The following is a 19,680-nucleotide window of genomic DNA, read 5'->3' as shown; positions in this document are numbered from 1 at the left end:
GAAGACCGTCATGTTTTCCATGATTTGAAATGACCGCCAGAGGGCGGCCTATTGGCCTTCTTCTCATTTGACTGCACATTTGCCCTCAAAAATGCTCAAAAAACCGCAGTCGCCCGCCACGTTTTCCATGATTTGAAATGACCGCCAGACGCGGCCCTCAATCTTCAGCTTCGAAGGGGCTTCTGTCCGCGTTCTGGAGCGGGGTGGGGAGCCGTGGTGGGTGCTTGCGGATGTTTGCGCTGTTCTGGAGCACCGCAATCCGACTATGGTGGCCAGTCGCCTCGACGATGACGAAAGGATTACCCTAAACATTAGTGAGGGTAATCGCGGCAACCCGCACGCGATAGCAATCAACGAGTCCGGCCTTTGGTCCCTCGTTCTCACGTCACGCAAGCCACAAGCAAAGCGGTTCAAGAAGTGGATCACGTCCGAGGTCATTCCGTCCATTCGCAAGACTGGCGGCTACATCGCGGCGAATAGCGGATTGAGACGTTTAACCGATGCTCATCCACCCATATTTAGAGAACATCTCTTCGAACCCTTGGCGTGTGGACAGCAAATTAGTCGTCTCAAGCCGTTTTTTGAATGACTCGAATCCTACTTCGCAGGCTTTATGGAGTGCGGGAAAGTTAATGAGAATTTTTGATCCTAGATCAGTGCTGACCTTATGGTTATCGACCTCATAGATCAAAGAGAAAAATCTTTGCATCCCCTTTCCGTTCGATTTCGGAACAGGCATTTGGTATGAATGATGTAAAGCGTTGCGAAATTCGTATATCGTTGCGCCAATATCCTCTCCGTATATTTCGGTCGGAAGCGCAAATTTAATAAAATCCTTAAATCTATCGCCTGCTCGCTTGTCTTCATCTTTCCCGTCATACATTTTCGCGAGAAGATCGACGGCCGTCATTAGGCACATCGCTCTAGGAAATATGAGTGCTCTTCCTTTTGCGTTCGGGTAGGCGTCCGCCATATTTTGGATGTCGTTACGGATGAGACGGAGCGTGCTCCATTGATTTCCGCGCGGCGTGTCTCCAAAGAAGAACAATACTTTCTGATCATAGGGCAGTATTTTCACGTCCCGGACGAAGGTTTGTGTTTGCACGGATTTCCCTCGATTGGCTGCGTGTCTGAATACTAGCGGGAGCGCCAAATTTACAAAAATCAAAAATATGCGGATAAATTATATGCACTCACGAATCTAGTGCCGCCCTGACGCCCTCCGGCATCCCCTTTTTGACCATGCCGAGGATAGCACGTTCATATATGCCCCAATCGAGCGCCTTGGCTGCATACGTGTTCGAGCCAAGCGCCATAGGCTTGTGGCCGATCAAGTGATCCCGCACCAGTTCGGAGCACTCTGACACGCCATTCGCCAAAGCTGTGGCCATGAAGGTAGCGAAACATCGTCGCGTGCTGTGAAAGTCGGTTGGACTCTTCATGCCGACGATTGACTGTCTGAAGGATGCAAATCGCTTCGAGAAATAGTGTCCGTGCTTGTCGTCGCGGCCTCCCGGTGTGCATTCGGGAAACAGCAGGGCCTTTTCATCTGCTCCGAGTGGCAAAGCACGACAGCGGCGTTCCACTATAGCTTGAGCGAGCGGGTGAAGCGGTATCTCGCGAATTGCGCTCTTCGTCTTTCCAACTTCAGCCGTGATGCGGATATCCCATAGCCTGCTTTGCCCGTGTGGACGCACCACGCGCCCCAGAGTCAAACTTGCCAATTCGTTCTGGCGTGCTCCGGTTAATAGGCCGAGGCGCAGAAGATCGCGGATAGCAGGCCCCCAGCGACCATTCCTGTTTGTCTGAGGATCAGCAGTCAGCAACGCTATGAGTTCGTCTTCTGTGAAGGGGCGCTTGTCGCCGTTAGGTTTAACTGTCCGCTCTGCTCGTCTTTTGAGCCCCCGATGAACGCCTTCCCACGGGTTTGCTGCGTCCCGAAGTCCGACGTCAGACGCCCAATCCCAAAAGGATTTCAGACATGACAAGCGGGCTCCTACCGTCTCTGGATGAAGAGCTTTCGTCTGCAGCAGCCAGTCCTTGAAGATTGCAGTGTCTCTTTTGGTCACATCAGAGAACGATAGCGACCTTATATATAGCGTTGGCGCGACAGCGGAGCTCGGCGGAGGCTTTCGGCAGGCTGCCAAGCATTCTCCGAACAGCCGAAACGATAGCCGCTGACGATCCAAGAGCTCGTTCGTGACGATACCAGTCTGTTCAGTTTGCCACCTGTCTATGAGCGGACCGATAGGCTCCTGAACCGCGTCCGGCTGGGGCGTTCTGGGCTCGGGTAGGGTCTCGGAGGCCTTGGAAACGGGTGGCTCCGCACGGCTCTGAGCGGGTGCTGGCGCGGTGGCGGGAGAGGGCGTTTCCTTGCTCCAGACCGGAACCCAGACGCCCTCCAAGGGCTGCATCATGGCGTCTTGCAGCGCCTCGTTCACGCTTGCACGGATTGCTGCGATTGCTGCGTCTCGACGCCGAATGGCTTCTCGGTGGTCTCGGGTTCGGAGGGAACGGACGATCTCTCTACGGACGCCGTTTGCGGCCCCCGTTGCTGCTCCAACATCCCGCCAACGGTCTCTGGGAATGGTCAGGCGCACGGAGTAGCAGCGTCGTCTGAGGACCAGTTGATGCATCTTTCCGCCCCACAAAACGTGTGACGGTGGACGTGTAACGCAGCATCGCAGGGCCCGATACGGAGGTCCTCCTAACTCGTTGATTTTCTTGGAGAAATTTTGCTGGGGCGAACGACGGGGATCGAACCCGCGACAACCGGTACCACAAACCGGCGCTCTACCAACTGAGCTACGTCCGCCACACAGCGGCCCCGTCATTAGACAAGACGTGCGCGCCAGTCAACGGCGTTGTGCGCGCGTCCCCGGCGGATTACGCCTTGGCGATCCAGTTCCGCAGCCGGATGATGGCTTCTTCCAGAACGGTTGGCTGCTTGCAGAACGCGAAACGCACGAAGTGGCTCGGGGCCGGACCGCCCGCCGGGTCATAGAACGCAGAAACCGGGATCAGCGTGACGCCTGCTTCGACCGTCGCCCGTTTGCACCACGCGACGTCATCCTCTCCGGGACGAGTCGCGGCGCCCAGAGGGCGGATATCGGCGGTCAGGAAGTAAGTCCCGTCGGAGGGCAGAACGCCGAATCCCAGATCGGACAGGCCAGCGGCGAGGAGGTCGCGGCGGACCCGCATGCCCTGCGACAGTTCCGTGAAATACCCCGTGTCCTGATCCAGACCGATTGCGACTGCGCGTTGAAGGTTCGGCGCCGTGGCGAAGGTCAGGTTCTGGTGCGTTTTGGCGATCACGGACGCCAGCGCCTTTGGCGCGGTGATGTAGCCGACCTTCCAGCCGGTGAAGGAGAAGCTCTTGCCCGCGCTGCCGATCCGCACGCAGCGTTCGCGCATGCCGGGAAGCGTCATCAGCGGCGTGTGGCGGGCGTCGAAGACGAGATGCTCGTAGACCTCGTCGCAAATGGCGTAGGTGTCGTGCTCCTGCACCAGTCCGGCGATGAACGACAGCTCTTCCTGCGTGAAGACCTTGCCCGTCGGGTTCATGGGCGAATTCAGCAGGATCGCCTTCGTCTTCGGTCCGAACGCGGCGGCGAGTTCGTCGCGCGGGAGAGACCAGTCGTGCAGGTTCAGACGAACGAGGCGCGGCGTTGCGCCGAGCAGGCGGATGACCGGCAGATAGGTGTCGAACGCCGGTTCTATGACGATGACCTCGTCTCCGGGATTCAGCAGGGCGGCGAAGGACGCGGCAAGGGCTTCCGTCGCACCGGACGTCACCACCACTTCGGTCGCCGGATCGATGTCGAGCCCGTAAAAACGTGCGTTCGAACGCGCCACCGCTTCGCGAAGCTCGGGCAGGCCGGTCAGCGGGGCGTACTGGTTGCGCCCGTCGCGCAATGCCGCGGCTGCGGCCTCGACAAGATGCGCGGGTCCTTCAGTGTCCGGAAAACCCTGACCGAGGTTGATGGCGCCGTGTTGCTGCGCCAGCGCCGACATCACGGTGAAGATGGTTGTCGGAAGCGCGGCGGTCTGGCCGTTAAGCGGTTTCACGATCTCTCCCTCGGGTTCTGAGATAATAAACGATATCGTAGGTTAGATTTTCTGTCGCCCGATTTTTGCAAGTAGATCTTGCTTGGGCAAGCCGTTTACTGCGCGTGTCGCTTGCGACTGAGCCGCACGGCTGACGTCGTCGTGGCCGGGATTGCGTGGATGCGGCCTCGGATATTATTTCGCAGTCAACCCGATTGCTCCGCCCGGCGTCCCGTGCGAACTTTACGCCTGACGGGCGCGGCGCCCGGGCGCAGGGACGCGCCATCGCCGCCAACCAATAGCGGAGCGTGCGGGCCAGTTCGCCCCTATACAGATGAAGTGTGACGACGCGGCATGAAGAAGATCGAAGCCATCATCAAGCCATTCAAGCTCGACGAGGTGAAGGACGCCCTTCACGAACTCGGCTTGCAAGGCATCACGGTGATTGAGGCGAAGGGATTCGGTCGACAGAAAGGGCACACCGAGCTGTATCGCGGCGCGGAATATATCGTCGATTTTCTACCCAAGATGAAGATCGAGATTGTGTGCCCCGACGACCTTGCAGAGCGGGCTGTCGAGGCGATTACGGCGGCCGCCCGCACCGGTCGAATCGGCGACGGGAAGATTTTCGTGCTCCCGGTCGACGACGCCATTCGAATCCGCACCGGCGAGCGGGGAGGCGACGCGATCTGATCCGTCCGGCCCGCGCGCTTTGGCTTTCTCCGCGAGCGGCGGAGAGGCTTGCGGCTCCGGACGACATGGGACAAACAGTTTCGGTATGACACCGGAGTGGGCGCCGATCTCGGGCAGCCCCTGGCGGCGTCGACAACAGCACGCCGCCAAACGGCGTTTAACAGGCAGGTAAGGGCTATTATGGCGAAGAAAGAGTCCGGTTCGACCAGCGCGGCTGCAGCTGCGGTTGCCAAGGTCTTCGACCTCATCAAGGAACACTCGGTCGATCTGGTGGACTTGCGCTTCACCGATCCCCGCGGAACCTGGCACCACACGACGCAGCACGTGTCGACGATCGAGGAAGACACCTTCACCGAAGGTTTCATGTTCGACGGTTCGTCGATCGCAGGCTGGAAAGCGATCAACGAGAGCGACATGGTTCTGCTCCCGGACGCCACCACCGCCGTCATGGACCCGTTCTCGGCCAAGCCGCAGCTCATCCTGATCTGCGACATCATCGATCCCGCCACCGGGCAGTTCTACAACCGCGACCCGCGCTCCACCGCGAAGCTGGCTGAGAAGTATCTGCAGTCCACCGGTCTGGGCGATACGGCGTTCTTCGGCCCCGAAGCTGAATTCTTCATCTTCGACAACGTCCTGTTCGGCACCGGCCCGAACTACGGCAAGTTCCAGCTGGACAGCATCGAAGGACCCGGCGCGTCTTTGAAGGAATACCCCGAGGGCAACCTGGGCCACCGTCCGGGCGTCAAGGGTGGTTACTTCCCAGTCGCTCCGGTCGATAGCGAATCTGACCTGCGCGCCGAAATGCTGACGACGATGGGCGAGATGGGCCTGCCGATCGAGAAGCACCACCATGAAGTCGCGCAGTCGCAGCATGAGCTGGGAACGAAGTTCGACACGCTGGTCCGCTCCGCCGACTTCATGCAGATCTACAAGTACTGCGTGCACAACGTGGCCGTGTCCTACGGCAAGTCCGCGACGTTCATGCCGAAGCCGATCTATGGCGACAACGGCTCGGGCATGCATGTCCATCAGTCGATCTGGAAAGCGGGCAAGCCGACTTTCGCTGGTAACGGCTACGCCGACCTGTCCGACACGGCGCTGTATTACATCGGCGGCATCATCAAGCACGCGAAGGCTCTGAACGCTTTCACGAACCCGTCGACCAACTCCTACAAGCGTCTGATCCCCGGCTTCGAGGCTCCCGTGCTGCTGGCCTATTCGGCCCGCAATCGCTCGGCGTCGTGCCGTATCCCCTACGCGACCAACCCGAAGGCGAAGCGCGTCGAGGTTCGTTTCCCGGATCCGACCGCCAATCCGTACCTGGCGTTCGCCGCCATGTTGATGGCCGGTCTGGATGGCATCAAGAACAAGATCCACCCGGGCGACGCCATGGACAAGGATCTTTACGACCTGCCGCCGGAAGAGCTGAAGCAGATCCCGACCGTTGCGGGCTCGCTGCGTGAGGCGCTTGAGGCTCTCGCCGCCGATCACGAGTTCCTGCTGGCAGGCAACGTGTTCACGAAGGACCAGATCGAGAGCTACATCGAGATCAAGTGGCAGGACGTGTATCGCTTCGAACACACGCCGCATCCGGTCGAGTTCGAGATGTATTACTCGGTCTGATCGTCTTTCGATTTCGGATCAGTGGAAACGCGGCCCTCGGGCTGCGTTTTTGCGTTTTGGCGGCCAGAGACGACCTTGTTCATGGTCAGGGAAAGATGTTCGTTGAAACCATGAGGCTGGGGGTTCGCACTGAATCACAGTTCGACGCGAATGCCCCGGCTCTACGGGGCGCTCTTTGTCGAGACCGCTCGAAATCCGGATTCGAATACAGACAGTCTTATCCGGTGGATGCACGTGAATGGGCTGGATCGTGCAAGAAGAATAACTGCGTGACGCATCGTGATCGAAGCGACGTTTCGGAAAGTGAAATCGGGTGGAGCCGAGGCTCGATGAGCGAATTCTCCCGTCACGCGACCTGTTCGGCTGGCGTGTGGTCAAGCCGTTTCCAGTACAGGACCGTGCCGGTCATGCCTCCGTGTGGCTTGTAGGCATAGCCTGGGATCAGCCCCGCCCGGACATAGCCGAGGCGTTCGTACAACCTGCCGGCTCCGCCGTCTTCGGCAGTGTCCAGCGTTAGCAGGGTTTTTTCGTGGTCTCGCGCGATCTGTTCGGCGGCGATCAGGAGGGTGGTCGCGGCGCCCTGTCGTGCAAAGGCGCGCGCCGTCATCATCTTCATGATTTCCGCTCGATGGGGCTGGTTTTGCGGCGCGCTCACTGAGATGCTGACCGTGCCGATCAACGTCTGCCTCTGTTGCGTCCCGTCGTCCATCCTATCCGGCGTCGTTGCGCCGAGAATGACTCTGTGCCCGCGATCCGATTCCTCCAGCGCGGCCGCCCAGAAATTTCTGGCGATGTCGTGAGGCAGGGGGTGCATGAAGCCGACCGAACCGCCTCCGGCCACTGTATCGACCAGTAGCGTCGCCAACTCGTCGATCTCGGCGTTTCGCTGTGTCGGGGAGGCTCCAAGGCGCTCAATCGTCCATCCGGGGGTGGTCATGCAGTTTCCTTATGTTGGTTGACGACCTCGAGCGGTCTGCCGCAGGCTTGTTGGCATAGCGATTCCGGTTGACCGGACGCTCGGCGAACTATGCCGGGCCGCCCGGACGCTGACGAGTTTTTGAAGCGCGCGCATTCGCCCGGTTTAACCGCGCAGTGCATGACCGCTATCGTTATTGTGAACAGGCGGGAGCGCGGGCTGGCATAGGGGCCACGCCGTCAGCGTGCTACTGCCGAACACCTTTCCGCTGGCGTCTCCGGGCGTCGGCACGACACCCATCGAAAGGGGCCGCTAAGTCTCATGGCGAAAATCAAAGTCAAAAATCCGGTTGTCGAACTCGACGGCGACGAGATGACGCGGATTATCTGGCATTTCATCAAAGACCGGCTGATCGTCCCTTACCTCGACATCGATCTGAAATACTACGATCTCGGTATCGAGCACCGTGACGCGACCGACGACAAGGTGACGGTCGAGGCCGCCGAGGCGATCAAGAAGTACCGCGTCGGCGTCAAATGTGCGACGATCACGCCGGACGAGGCGCGCGTCGAGGAATTCGGCCTGAAGAAGATGTGGCGGTCGCCCAACGGCACGATCCGCAACATCCTCGACGGCACGATCTTCCGTGAGCCGATCATCTGCTCCAACGTGCCGCGCCTCGTGCCGCACTGGGGCAAGCCGATCGTCATCGGCCGCCATGCGTATGGCGACATCTATCGCGCCGCCGAGACCAAGATCCCCGGTCCGGGCAAGGTCACGCTGAACTTCGTGCCGGAAGGTGGCGGCGAGCCGATCACGCTCGACGTGCATGACTTCAAGGGCCCGGGCGTCGCGCTCGGTATGCACAACACCCGCGCCTCCATTGAAGGCTTCGCCCGCGCGTCGCTCAGCTATGGCCGTGATCGCAAGCTGCCAGTCTACCTCTCGACAAAGAACACGATCCTCAAGGCCTATGACGGCATGTTCAAGGATGTGTTCCAGGAGATCTACGAGAAGGAGTTCAAGGCCGACTTCGACAAGCTCGGCCTGACCTACGAGCACCGTCTGATCGACGACATGGTCGCAAGCGCCCTGAAGTGGGAAGGCGGCTATGTTTGGGCCTGTAAGAACTACGACGGCGACGTCGAGAGCGACATCGTGGCGCAGGGCTTCGGCAGCCTTGGCTTGATGACGTCCGTTCTGCTCGACCCGACCGGCACGATCGTCGAGTCCGAGGCGGCGCACGGCACGGTGACGCGTCACTATCGTGAGCATCAGAAGGGCCGTCCGACCTCCACGAATCCGATCGCGTCGATCTATGCGTGGACGCGGGGCCTGATCTATCGCGGTCGTTTCGATGACACCCCTGATGTGGTGAACTTCGCCGAGACGCTGGAACGCGTCTGCGTCGAGGCCGTCGAGGCGGGTGAGATGACCAAGGATCTCGCCCTGCTGGTTGGCAAGGACGTGAAGTGGCTGGACACGCAGCCCTTCCTCGATGCCATTGACGTGCGCCTGCAGAAGGCGCTCAAGGCCTGAGGCTCTGGCGGACTGCGCGCTGGCGTGGGCTGCGCGCATTTCCCTCTGACTAGCGTCTTCGGACGGCTCGTCGTGCGCTAGCCCCGTTTGACGGTGAAAGTGTCGAACGGTTTTAGGACGAAGATCCGTCTGTAGACAAAGAAGTGCAGGGCTCTGGAGGTTAGGTCTCCAGAGCCTTTCCTTTTGATGACTATATCGCTTGCGAAGACGGCGGTTTTGGAAGAGGCGGGCGGTTCAACGCCAAGCCGAGGGCGCCGACGTATATATGTCGCTTCGATTGACGGTGTGCCTGATTGCAGACCTTCATGTGTGCAGCTGGCAGTCCTTGTCTGGAGACGTTTTGGCGCCAGAAAAGCCGCCAAAATTATCTTGTCCTCTCAATTGGCGGTATCAGGACAAGTTGCTGCAATGCCGCCAGCGCGCATTCTTGTCCCGGTTCATTGACGATCTTTCCATCCCTGACCTCGAGCCAGCTAGTGCCGGTAAAACGCATGGTTTTCCCGGTATTTGCACGCGGTAAAGCGCCTACGGGCAAATCATCGAAAGCTGGACCGGTGTTCGTCCCGCCACCGTCCCAGCGCGCGACGACGATATCGCCTTCGGCAACCATCTCTTCGACGCCCCAGAAATTGAGGTCTGGAAAGGCCTCCCGGAACTCGACCATAAACTTCTTCACTTCCGCTTTGCCCTTGCGCGGACCGTGCATGGGGTAGAAGACAGTCAGATCGTCGGCGCCCAGTTCGTCGATAACGGCCTCATCGTACGGATTGCCCCAGAACCGTTTGAACCATTCTGCGACAATCGCTTTGTTTTGTGTTTCTTTCGACATGCGTCACTCCTGTTGTTCAGCGCGATGCGCGTTTGCATCAACACCCAACGCTAGCGGAGAACGCTTCGCAAAAACGTTCCGGTTCATGACTTGAAATTGTTTGCGCGCCATCAAGACTACGCATTGGTGAGGCGTAGGCGTCGCCGCGTATGGGCCGGGCGACCCCTTTCATCTCGACGCGTTTGTCTTTGCGATGGACGCATCAGCGTCGTATTTCGAATTTGAAAGCAAGAAACAGAGCGTGCCTTAAAGCGTCGGCGGACAGAATGGCCACATGATGAAAACTGATAAATATCCTCAGGATACTGCAAGAGATTCTCGTTGGACGAGAATTCTTGCCCGCGACAGGAACTCGGACGGGACGTTGTGGTATTCCGTCTCCACGACCGGCGTATATTGCCGTCCGTCCTGTCCTTCCCGCACGCCGAACCCCAAAAACGTCACCTTGCATGACACGCTGGAAAGCGCGAGGGCGACGGGCTGCCGCCCTTGCAAGCGATGCAATCCTGAGGGGTGTTCAACCGATGCGGCAAATGCCGCATTGGTCGAGCGGGCCTGCCGCTTGATAGAAACCGCAGAAGAGGCTCCTTCGTTAGAGACTCTGGCGACCGCTGTCGAACTGAGTCCGGGTTATTTTCAACGCATTTTCAAAGCGCAGACAGGTCTTACACCCAAGGCGTACGCCAGCGCCAGCCGCGCTCGAAAAGTGCGTGAGGGGCTGGAGCAAGGTGCGAAGGTCACAGACGCACTTTATGATGCGGGTTTCAACTCCAACGGTCGTTTCTATGCGCAGTCGTCCGCCATGCTGGGCATGACGCCAAAACATTATAAGAATGGCGGCGCGCACGAAGTTCTTCATTTCGCGGTGGCTCAATGCTCCCTGGGGGCTATCCTCGTCGCATCAAGTGAAAAAGGCGTTGCGTCGATCTTGATCGGTGATGATCCGGAGGCGTTGGTGCTGGATCTGCAGGATCGGTTTCCCAGGGCGAAGCTCATTGGAGCAGACCCCGACTATGAAAAGAATATCGCCAAGGTTATCGGTTTTGTTGAAACTCCGAATCAGGGGCTTGATTTACCGCTTGACGTGCGCGGGACGGTATTTCAGCAACGTGTATGGCAGGCGTTGCGTCAGATCCCGGCAGGCGAAACCGTCACTTATGCGGAAGTCGCCCGAAGGATTGGCCAGCCAACAGCGACACGTGCGGTTGCCGGGGCCTGCGCGTCCAACCACATCGCCGTTGCGATCCCCTGTCATCGCGTTATTCGCAATGACGGGTCTCTTTCAGGATATCGATGGGGCGTCGAGCGCAAACGTCACCTGCTTCGACGTGAGGCTGAAGCAAAGTGACCGACGATTCTTTATCGGAGCGATCTGTTTTTTGACAGGGTGAGTATTGCTATTTTGCACGTTCTTTTGTCGCGAAAGCGAACGCCTTGTTGATCTCTGTATCCGCGCCTGATTTGTCATTACGAACTGTTTGAGGAAAAATATCTGGTTTAGAATACAGTTTTTCGATCGAATACTCTATATTTCATACGCCATGTCATGTGGGTCGCCGCCTCCAGCACCGCTGACGCACGGTTGTGGATAGGGGAGCTGGTCTCTTTTCACCTGGTTTCCCTTGGCGAATAAATTCGTTGTATCGGACCATCGTGGCGCTATTCGGCATGCTTGTCGGCAGTGAAATTGTTCTGGCCCCGCGGAAAAAATGAAGGCGGGTATAAGATTCCGTCAGCGGGGGATTGCGCCACAAACTGGTGTCCTGTGCGTAAATAACGTGGATACTCTCGTGTAAAGATGCGCCGTGAGGCCCGAAAATGCGAGCGGGTTACTGTCGGGCGCGTGGCGTCACTGTTTCTGATGCGCGATAGTATTCATATATTGCCGAAAACGAGAACAATACTCTCAAGAAAATCTTGAGATTCTTCAGTCGCAGGAGGAAGCGACCCTATGGTCGATACAACAAACTTTCAGGCTGATGCTTTGCGGGCACGTATTGACGCTTATGACTGGGGAAAAATCTCTCAACAGATCGATCGGGAAGGGTGGTGCATATTGAGCGATCTGTTTGAAATTCCCGAATGCGATTTGATATCACGCCTGTACGGACCGACAGACGCGTTTCGCAGCCATGTCCGTATGGTTCGGCACGGCTTTGGGCGCGGTGAATACCGTTATTTTTCCTATCCATTACCGTCCCTGATAGGAAGCGCACGAACGGCGCTGTACCCACGTCTCGTCCCGATTGCCAATGGCTGGTATGAACGCATAGGCAATGCCGTGCGCTTTCCCAAAAGCCATGCAGATTTTCTTGAGCGGTGCCATGCCGCCGGTCAGACGAAACCTACGCCCCTTCTTCTGGAATATCGGCAGGGAGATTACAATTGCCTGCATCAGGATCTCTATGGCGATCATGTTTTTCCGCTTCAGGTTGCGGTCCTTCTTTCTGAACCTGGTGCGGATTTCACCGGTGGCGAGCTCGTCTTGACCGAACAGAGGCCCCGTATGCAATCTCGGGCGACGGTCGTTCCGCTTGGAAAAGGCGATGGTGTTCTGTTCGCGGTTAACGCCCGTCCTCAACGGGGCGCCAAAGGAGATTATCGCATTACGATGCGTCATGGCGTCAGCGCCATTCGATCCGGGTTGCGGCATACGCTGGGGTTGATTTTCCATGATGCTGCCTGATCTGCTTGCTGGCGGGGTGCGTCGCATGCCCGACGTCTCTTTTGCGCCGCTTACCCCGTGTGACTAGATGAGCCGGTTCGATATGCCTTCGACAACAGCAACGGCGTTCCCCGCCGGTTTATCGCAACCACCTTTTCCTGCCGGCAAATGGATCGAAACTGAGGGGCGTCTCAGCGATTTCTAACTCGTTGTTAACTGGTGCGCAGTCATCATGCCCGCGTTATGCATCGTTTTTTGTTGTTTCTGCTGCTGATCGTGGGAAGTATGCCGCTTGATTCGGCGGTGGCGGCGGTTCCTGGTGCGCCGGAAGGGGCAAGGCCAGAGTCGAAGTCGAGCGCGAACGAATATTTGTCACGCCGGAGCGCAGGCGATGACAACGCGGGAGAGATTCTGACGAATGGTGGTTTAGTGATCGGGGCTGCGAACGCACGGGAAGGCGTCGTCGAAATTCCGGCGATCAACTCCGACAGCCCGGAATTTGAGTCTCAGGCTGCTCCTTCCATGGCTTACGCTGCGTTGGATGCTGGCTTGTGCACTCGTGCGGCCCTTTCTGCCGAACGCATCTACCGGATTCCCGATCAGTTCCTTGTAGCAATGGGGCGTGTGGAAAGCGGGCGGCGCATTTCGGGCGGCGGCGTGGTTGCGTGGCCGTGGACGGTCAACGCGCAAGGGCGAGGTTATGTCTATCACTCGAAGCAGCAGGCGATCGAAGCCGTGCGGGCGTTTCAGGCGCAGGGCGTGACGTCGATCGACGTTGGATGCATGCAGGTCAATCTTCAACAGCACCCAAATGCGTTTCCATCGCTGGAGGCCGCTTTCGATCCGGTGGCAAACGCCAATTACGCCGCCCGCTTCCTGACGGATCTGTTCGGCCGCACAGGAAGCTGGCCCGGCGCCGCGGCCGCCTATCACTCTTTCACGCCGGATATCGGCAACACGTATCAGTGGAAAGTCCTTGAATCATGGGCGGCGCCCTTGGGTGGCGCGGGGCGCGGGCCAACGCCCGGTTCGCCGCACGTCGCCATGACGGTCAGCCACGCGCCGCCATTTCCGGCGGGAGGAGCGGACGTGCCTTCATCGATTCCCGCCTCGCAGGCACGTTCAACGACGCCGTTCAGCCCGACGATCCGCGGTTTCACGCCGCCGCCTTCACGGCCTTCGATGGCCTCTGGAAACGGTCGAACGCTGGCGTTCTATCGTGCGAACGCAATCCATGTCGCCCGACAGCCGTCATTGATCCCTGCGCGTTTCTGACAGGCACGGAGGAGCGCGGGCCGAGGGCAAGCTGAATCGTTCGTCCTGCATGAACGATTCAATCGATATAATCTTCTGGATCGCGTAATTGCTTCGGACCATTCTGCACGCAACAGCGTTGCAGGAGCATGAGCGATATGACCGAAACAGACATACGCGATATTGTCGTCATCGGTGGGGGAGCAAGCGGCACGTTAACGGCGTGGAATCTGGCCGTACGTCATGGCGTAACCTGCACCGTGATCGATCCGTCTGAACGGCCGGGCTTCGGGCTGGCCTATTCTACGCCGTCGCTCAAGAATCTGTTGAACGTGGCTGCAAGGGGCATGAGCGCCGACCCGGACGATCCAGACCACTTCCTGAAGTGGCTGCGCGACAACGTGCCGGGCTCCGTTGCTCCAGGGGAGTTCGTCCCGCGTGCTATCTATGGCCTCTATTTGCGCAACCTTTATTCCATAGCTGGGCCAGAGCACGAGCGGCAGGCGGCCGTCGCATGTCGCAGACTGGAGCGCGGTTTCGAGATAACCCTTGCCGATGGGCGGAAGATTCGAGCGGGTAAGGTCGTGCTTGGTTGCGGGCACTTCGATCCCGCTCGCTTGCCGGGGATTCCGCCTGAACTCGATGCGACGGGGCGCTACCATCATAACGCCTGGGCTGAGCGGGTTTTCGCCGGGATTGCCGTCTATGACGAGGTGACGGTTATCGGGACAGGACTGACGACGGTCGACGTGTTGCTGCGCCTTCGGGAAAACGGCCATCGTGGCCGGGTGACGGCGTTGTCGAGGCGCGGTCTGTTTCCTGAACGCCATGCTGATTACACGCCTTTGCCCGCGCCGGTCGTTACGCCTTGCGGCGTACCGCCTACGGCGCGCGCTTATCTACGGGCGTTCCATGCGGCGCTAAAGCGCGGCACGAACTGGCGTGCGGCGGTGGACAGCATGCGCTCTGTGACAAACGTGCTCTGGCTCGCGCTGCCGGATACGGAGAAAATTCGTTTTCAGCGGCACTTGTTACGGCGTTGGGAAGTCGTGCGGCACCGCATGGCGCCGCATATCGCCGACATTCTTGATCAGGAGCGTCGCGCCGGATCGCTGCGTGTGCTGGACGGCCGGGTCACCGCGATTGCGGCCGATAACGACCACCTGACGATCACGGCCGTGGCCGCCGGGAAGGCGCTCAGCCTTCGCGCCGCGCATGTGATCAATTGCACCGGTCCCAGCTTGAACTACAAACGTGTCGCGGCGCCTCTCCTGCATGATCTGTTCGATAAAGGCGAGATCGTGCCGGGTTTTGGGGGCGCAGGCCTGTCCTGTACTCCAGACGGCGCACTGATCGACCGAGCAGGCAAAATCGCCGATGATCTGTTCGTCGTGGGGCCGGCACGGCAGGGCGTCCTGCTGGAATCTATCGCTATTCCTGAAATTCGTTGTCAGGCAAAAAAAGTAGCAGACATTATCGTCAATGCAGGTGCGACATGATTCCTCGCTATACCGATCACGCAGCCAACGAACGCACGTTTCTGGCGTGGGTGCGCACTGCGCTGGCCATCCTCGCTTTTGGCGGAGTTCTGACGAAGTTTGATCTGTTTCTCAGGCTCGTGGCGGCCCAGCATGACGCGGGAGCTCCCCGCCCCTATGGCGCGACAGCCGAGCTCGGGGTGACGTTCGTCGCGTTGGGAATCGTCCTGTTTGTGGCGGCCTATCGTCGGTTTCGCGTTACGCGCGACGCGATCTCGGCGGAAACTGAATTGCGGAGCGCTGGTCCCGCGATGGAGCGCGCTCTGACAATAGTGCTTGCCGCGCTTGGCTGCGGCGTACTGGCTGCGCTGGTGCGGGCGATCGTGTCATGACGCTCGAACAGCTCAGGATTTTTGTCGCCGTCGCCGAGCGGGAGCATGTTACGCGTGCGGCCGAATTCCTGAACCTGACCCAGTCTGCGGTCAGTCACGCCGTAACTCAGCTCGAGGGGGAGTTTCAGCTGTCGTTCTTCAGCCGCGTCGGCCGCCGGATCGAACTGACGGAGGCCGGGAGGCGCTTTCTCGACGAGGCGCGTACGGTGCTCAACCGCGCCGAGGTTGCACGTGAACGGATGCTTGACCTCAGCGGGCTGCGGGACGGCGTTCTGCGCATTCACGCCAGCCATACGATCGCGAGCTACTGGCTTCCGGCGCGGTTGAACGCGTTTCGGGCGGCGCACCCCGGCATCCGTCTGCATGTCGCCATCGCCAACACGCGCGACATCGGTCGTCTGGTGCAGTCGGGCGAAGCGTCCATCGGTCTTGTCGAAGGTGAGCTGCCGACGCTCGATCTTTGTTCCGATATCGTAGCCCATGACCGGCTTCTTCTGGTCGTGGCTCCCGATCATCCGTGGGCGACCACGCCTCCGGACGTGGGAAGTCTGCTCGATACGCCCTGGGTGCTGCGTGAGGCGGGATCAGGCACCCGCATGGAGTTTGAGCAGGGTCTGCGCGTGCTTGGCGTTGACCCTGACAAGCTCGATATCGTGCTGGAGGTCGCGTCCAACGAGGCCGTGGCCGGCATGGTGGAAACCGGGGACGCTGCGGCCGTATTGTCGGCCAGCGTGGTTGCCGGGCGCGTAGAGGCTGGACTGCTGTGCGTGGCTCCCCTGCCTTTGCCGGATCGGCAATTTCGTGTGTTGCGTCACCCTCAACAGCGGTTGTCACCTGCTGAACATGCGTTTTTGACGTTATTGGGGCTCACAATAACGCCGAACAAACCTATGTGACATTGCCATAGCGCAACGCGTGTGAGGCCTGACATGGCGTAGGTCATGATAAGCTGAAATATTTTATGTGATTATACCGTTCGTAGCTGCTTTGGTTCTATGCGGAATTTCTCATTTAATTATTGCTTAATTCGCAAACCTTCCGACAAGACGGTAGGTTTGCGCAGGAGTTCGAACTTCCAGATTGACGTCGATGTCAAAGGACGCCGCTTTTATACGCTGAGTGTAGGCCAAACGGTCAAGTTGGCGCTGGAAGTATGTTTTCAAAAAATCCAATTCAAGATCGTGTGGTTTTCATAAAAAAATCGAATAATATGTTCTGTAATTTTATATGGCTTAATATGAACAATAAACGAAATTAAGGAGTGCGGAAAGCGCAAATGTAGGAAATTAATTATGATACAAAAGAGAAAAACTCATTTGGACGGGTGCTTGTCGCATCTGTCTTGGTGACGATAGCTGGCTGCGCAGGGCCCGACGGCGCGCAGATAGTTGAAAATCCTTGCGGCACTTGCGTCTCTGACGCAAACCCGATCGGAAATGAAAATTTCCCTTAGAGTATGTCGTCAGTTAGGGCGCAATGCTTTGAGGCTTGTACTTCCACTTGGTCTGTGATGTTTTCTCTCTGTTTTTGGAGCGGGGGGCTGCGAATGCGCCGGTATGGTCTGAACATCATCTATTGTTTGCGTTGAAAACGCCGAAAGCGACGACAATAAGCCTCGAAGAGCAGTAACGGAAATTGAATTCATGGTGACGTCTCCGACATGGAAATGCAGAATATAAATGGAATTTCGCGTCTTTTTGTCATTGTAATTTCTATTTTATTTGAAAAATTCAAAGAATTAAGCTTGAGTGTAACAATCGGACGAAATGGATTCGCTGACTTTCGCGCCCACGTGGTATCGAATAATTGCGCAACGTCGTCACATGTTACATTTGCGTAATGCATATCTAAATCTACGCTTAATTCGTTGGTGGTAATTAAACCGTCTCGCAGGATCACGTAATTTATTTTGACAAAATCTGTTGTCAAAGATTTCACCCGCCCCCTATATTCAGAAAAAAACTCAGGCTGCGATGCTTTGCTCCGAGTAGATATATGTGCAAATTCAATGCCGAGCATCTCCGAGAAATTGTCTGTTAACTTGATGTTTTTTATATCTTTAAATTTTGATAGGAATGACATGAATTCACTTTTATTCCGCCTCTCTTCATCAGGGCCAACTGCATTCACCAGTTTATAATCTGCTCTCAACCGACCCCGCATATTACCCTTCCTTACCATTGCGCCGCCTCTAAAATCCGCTACAGGTGACGAACCAGCCATTGGTCTGAACTAATGGCTATCATCTATTATATATCAAAACGAAACAATAGGTAATAAAAACGTTCAGCAACATATTCCGCAATTTCTTAAAATACAACCGCTATTGTGTGACATGTGGCTGATTCGAAACGGTCCCCGCTTTTGAGGTGATCCTTATGATTCCATTCCCCTGTGGTGTTTGGGTGGATCATGACGCATTCCAGTCCCTTTGATGTTGAAAATGGACTTGCGCCGCTGGTGCGAAAGCGGGGTGATCAAACGGATTTCCGGCATTTGGGGGCCGATCGCGACAATGAATACATGATGATCGACAGCACGATCGTCAGAGCACATCAGCATAGTGCACGCGCTCTTAAAAGGGGTGCGGATCAGGCCATCGGACGGCCCCGGGGCGGACTGATCACGAAGATCCAAACCACTGTCGATGCTGCGAGGAAGGTCGTGGCTCTTTCCCTGACGTGAGGGCAAAGGGCCGACATCGCCGAAGCAGACACCCTTCTGGATGAAGTCGATCCGGCAGCCGTTATTGCCGACAAGGCTTATGACGCTGATCCATTCATCGGAAAGCTCGAAGACGGGCATATAGCATCGGTTATTCCGTCAAAGAAAAACCGACGCAATGCACGGGAAATCTCCCGCTCGTTATATAAAAACAAAACATCATCGAGCGCGATTCGCCAGATTGAAGCAGTTCAGAGGCATTGTAACACGACACGACAAGCTGAAACCAACATTCCACTCAGTAGCAGAACTCGTCTCTGCCGCCATCGGAATCAACTGACGATACGCCCTAGAGTGAGTGTTTGGATTTGTGCAGAGATGCAATCGAATTCGTCGAGATCGATCGACTGCAAGGAGGAGCGCCAAGACGCGATACCTGTCTTGTCTGATTTTCGCGGGCGTTACGCCCACCAAAATTATAGCGCGAGCCATTGAATTGTATAAAATATATATTTTTTATCAATCATTCGTATACGACGCACCATGCGGCTTGTTGGCGGCGCGTAAGCTGTCATCGGCTGCCTCCAGTCTCCGGAACTCTCGTCCAATCTGACGCAGCACCATGGTCGCTGCACTAGGCAGTTGCCGACCCAGACGCGACATTACATGCATGCTGGCGTCCAGCACGTTATGCCTGAGCGGAACCGCGACGAACTTACCGCTTTGAATTTCATTCGCCGCTACGAAAGACGGCGCGAGCGTAATGCCGCCGCCATGCTCCACGAAGTTTTTGAGCATGGAGATGGAGCTTGTCGTCACTGCTGCGGGAATACGTAGTCCTGAAATGTGTGTTGCATTGTCTATAATCTGACGAATTCCGTAAGAATGCTGGAGTTGAGCGATCCGTTGGTCGAGCAGTTCTGTTATGTCCAGAGGCCGTCCAAGCGCCGCAAACGGATGGTCGGCGCGCGCAATGACACGAACCGGTTGGAGCGCCACCGAATGCGTCCTCAATCGGGGTTCCTTAGGCGGGTTGTAGATAAGCCCTATATGAACAGCATCTTCCAATAGCAGCCGCGCCACGTCATTCGTGCTTGTTACTTCAACGTTCAGCGAAATTTCCGGATATCGCTTCCAGAAGCGGGCCAGGGGGCCAGCGGCGATCGTATCGATGAATCCCTCGCCAAGCGCCAGACTGATGTGGCCACGCCTCAGGCCCTTGATATCTTCGATGCGGCTCAGCGTGTCGTCGTGGTCGGCGCGCCGTCGGCGATAATAATCGAGGACGAGTTCCCCGGCCTCGGTCGCGCGGACTCCCTTGCTGTGGCGCTCCATCAGGCTGGCGCCAACGGCTTGTTCAAGGTGAACAATCTGTCTGCTGATAGCTGAAGGATTCACATTCAGCTTGTCGGCGGCGGCTCTTACGCTGCCGCCGACGATTGATTCATGCAGATAGAATATCCAGCGCTCGTCCAGTTCCACGAAACGACCCTCCGGCGTTGCTTTCAGGGCAACAGTTATGACGGTGTACATGCCTTTCGCCAATCGCAGAACCGTTTTCACTAGGCACGGCGTGG

Annotated in this window: 19 protein-coding genes and 1 tRNA gene; 11 read left to right on the top strand and 9 right to left on the bottom strand. The window is 57.4% G+C overall.

From position 1 onward, the window contains the following. The first annotated feature begins 160 nt into the window (after positions 1 to 160). A complete protein-coding gene (locus G442_RS24295; protein WP_084440427.1) occupies positions 161 to 589 on the top strand; it encodes a BRO-N domain-containing protein in 429 nt (142 codons plus the stop codon). On the opposite strand, the gene G442_RS24990 is transcribed toward G442_RS24295, so the two are convergent. The 4 genes from G442_RS24990 to G442_RS0107570 all read right to left on the bottom strand — a co-directional run bounded on the left by G442_RS24990 (position 494) and on the right by G442_RS0107570 (position 4,071). Continuing rightward, a complete protein-coding gene (locus G442_RS24990) occupies positions 494 to 1,105 on the bottom strand; it encodes a hypothetical protein (RefSeq protein ID WP_051292082.1) in 612 nt (203 codons plus the stop codon). The genes G442_RS24295 and G442_RS24990 overlap by 96 nt on opposite strands. Before the next feature lie 88 nt (positions 1,106 to 1,193). After that, a complete protein-coding gene (locus G442_RS0107580; protein ID WP_146882401.1) occupies positions 1,194 to 2,069 on the bottom strand; it encodes a site-specific integrase in 876 nt (291 codons plus the stop codon). 670 nt (positions 2,070 to 2,739) lie between these two features. Then, a tRNA-His gene (locus G442_RS0107575) sits at positions 2,740 to 2,815 on the bottom strand. Positions 2,816 to 2,886: 71 nt separating this feature from the next. Continuing rightward, positions 2,887 to 4,071, bottom strand: a complete 1,185-nt coding sequence (locus G442_RS0107570; RefSeq protein ID WP_026397511.1) for an aminotransferase — start codon at positions 4,069 to 4,071, stop codon at positions 2,887 to 2,889. 330 nt (positions 4,072 to 4,401) lie between these two features. On the opposite strand from G442_RS0107570, the gene G442_RS0107565 reads away from it, so the two are divergent. Together G442_RS0107565 and glnA are read left to right on the top strand one after the other, a co-directional pair. Next, positions 4,402 to 4,740, top strand: a complete 339-nt coding sequence (locus G442_RS0107565) for a P-II family nitrogen regulator (RefSeq protein ID WP_026397510.1) — start codon at positions 4,402 to 4,404, stop codon at positions 4,738 to 4,740. Between the two features lie 180 nt (positions 4,741 to 4,920). Beyond that, complete coding sequence (glnA, locus tag G442_RS0107560; RefSeq protein ID WP_026397509.1) at positions 4,921 to 6,366, top strand: type I glutamate--ammonia ligase; 1,446 nt, start codon at positions 4,921 to 4,923, stop codon at positions 6,364 to 6,366. Positions 6,367 to 6,712: 346 nt separating this feature from the next. On the opposite strand, the gene G442_RS0107555 is transcribed toward glnA, so the two are convergent. After that, entirely contained in the window at positions 6,713 to 7,303 is a 591-nt protein-coding gene (locus tag G442_RS0107555) for a GNAT family N-acetyltransferase (protein WP_026397508.1), read from the bottom strand. Between the two features lie 300 nt (positions 7,304 to 7,603). Here G442_RS0107555 and G442_RS0107545 point away from each other — a divergent pair, with 300 nt between their 5' ends. After that, the gene (locus G442_RS0107545) at positions 7,604 to 8,821 is read left to right on the top strand and encodes an NADP-dependent isocitrate dehydrogenase (protein WP_026397507.1); all 1,218 of its coding nucleotides are present in this window, start codon (positions 7,604 to 7,606) and stop codon (positions 8,819 to 8,821) included. A gap of 364 nt (positions 8,822 to 9,185) precedes the next feature. On the opposite strand, the gene G442_RS0107540 is transcribed toward G442_RS0107545, so the two are convergent. Further along, entirely contained in the window at positions 9,186 to 9,650 is a 465-nt protein-coding gene (locus G442_RS0107540; protein ID WP_026397506.1) for an ester cyclase, read from the bottom strand. Positions 9,651 to 9,924: 274 nt separating this feature from the next. On the opposite strand from G442_RS0107540, the gene ada reads away from it, so the two are divergent. The 6 genes from ada (at position 9,925) to G442_RS0107510 (ending at position 16,335) form a co-directional block, all read left to right on the top strand. Further along, the gene (gene ada, locus G442_RS0107535; RefSeq protein ID WP_026397505.1) at positions 9,925 to 10,998 is read left to right on the top strand and encodes a bifunctional DNA-binding transcriptional regulator/O6-methylguanine-DNA methyltransferase Ada; all 1,074 of its coding nucleotides are present in this window, start codon (positions 9,925 to 9,927) and stop codon (positions 10,996 to 10,998) included. 603 nt (positions 10,999 to 11,601) lie between these two features. Continuing rightward, positions 11,602 to 12,336, top strand: a complete 735-nt coding sequence (locus G442_RS0107530) for a 2OG-Fe(II) oxygenase (protein ID WP_051292080.1) — start codon at positions 11,602 to 11,604, stop codon at positions 12,334 to 12,336. Between the two features lie 222 nt (positions 12,337 to 12,558). Then, positions 12,559 to 13,590 carry a transglycosylase SLT domain-containing protein gene (locus tag G442_RS21325; protein ID WP_051292079.1) on the top strand — a complete coding sequence of 344 codons (1,032 nt, stop codon included), beginning with the start codon at positions 12,559 to 12,561 and terminating at the stop codon, positions 13,588 to 13,590. Between the two features lie 137 nt (positions 13,591 to 13,727). Beyond that, positions 13,728 to 15,068: an FAD/NAD(P)-binding protein gene (locus G442_RS0107520; RefSeq protein ID WP_026397503.1), complete on the top strand. Its 1,341-nt coding sequence runs from the start codon at positions 13,728 to 13,730 to the stop codon at positions 15,066 to 15,068. Then, positions 15,065 to 15,439, top strand: a complete 375-nt coding sequence (locus tag G442_RS0107515; protein WP_026397502.1) for a YidH family protein — start codon at positions 15,065 to 15,067, stop codon at positions 15,437 to 15,439. Before G442_RS0107520 ends, G442_RS0107515 begins: the two co-directional genes overlap by 4 nt. After that, a complete protein-coding gene (locus G442_RS0107510; protein WP_026397501.1) occupies positions 15,436 to 16,335 on the top strand; it encodes a LysR family transcriptional regulator in 900 nt (299 codons plus the stop codon). The genes G442_RS0107515 and G442_RS0107510 overlap by 4 nt, the downstream gene beginning before the upstream one ends. Positions 16,336 to 17,080: 745 nt before the next feature. On the opposite strand, the gene G442_RS24985 is transcribed toward G442_RS0107510, so the two are convergent. Both G442_RS24985 and G442_RS25725 read right to left on the bottom strand, forming a co-directional pair. Beyond that, entirely contained in the window at positions 17,081 to 17,662 is a 582-nt protein-coding gene (locus G442_RS24985; RefSeq protein ID WP_154660357.1) for a hypothetical protein, read from the bottom strand. Positions 17,663 to 17,815: 153 nt separating this feature from the next. After that, positions 17,816 to 18,244, bottom strand: a complete 429-nt coding sequence (locus G442_RS25725; RefSeq protein WP_026397500.1) for a hypothetical protein — start codon at positions 18,242 to 18,244, stop codon at positions 17,816 to 17,818. Between G442_RS25725 and G442_RS26540 the strand changes: the two genes are divergently transcribed. After that, positions 18,140 to 18,598, top strand: coding sequence for a transposase (locus G442_RS26540; protein WP_146882413.1), 459 nt, complete (start codon positions 18,140 to 18,142; stop codon positions 18,596 to 18,598). The two genes, G442_RS25725 and G442_RS26540, sit on opposite strands and share 105 nt — an antisense overlap. 24 nt (positions 18,599 to 18,622) lie before the next feature. Here the strand turns inward: G442_RS26540 and G442_RS0107500 are convergent, their stop codons facing one another. Further along, a complete protein-coding gene (locus tag G442_RS0107500; protein ID WP_035376362.1) occupies positions 18,623 to 19,585 on the bottom strand; it encodes a LysR family transcriptional regulator in 963 nt (320 codons plus the stop codon). Positions 19,586 to 19,680 lie beyond the last annotated feature (95 nt).

This window comes from Acetobacter nitrogenifigens DSM 23921 = NBRC 105050 (genome assembly GCF_000429165.1).
GTDB lineage: Bacteria > Pseudomonadota > Alphaproteobacteria > Acetobacterales > Acetobacteraceae > Acetobacter > Acetobacter nitrogenifigens.
Note: the sequence above shows the minus strand (reverse complement) of the source record. Positions and strands in the feature narration are given on the sequence as shown.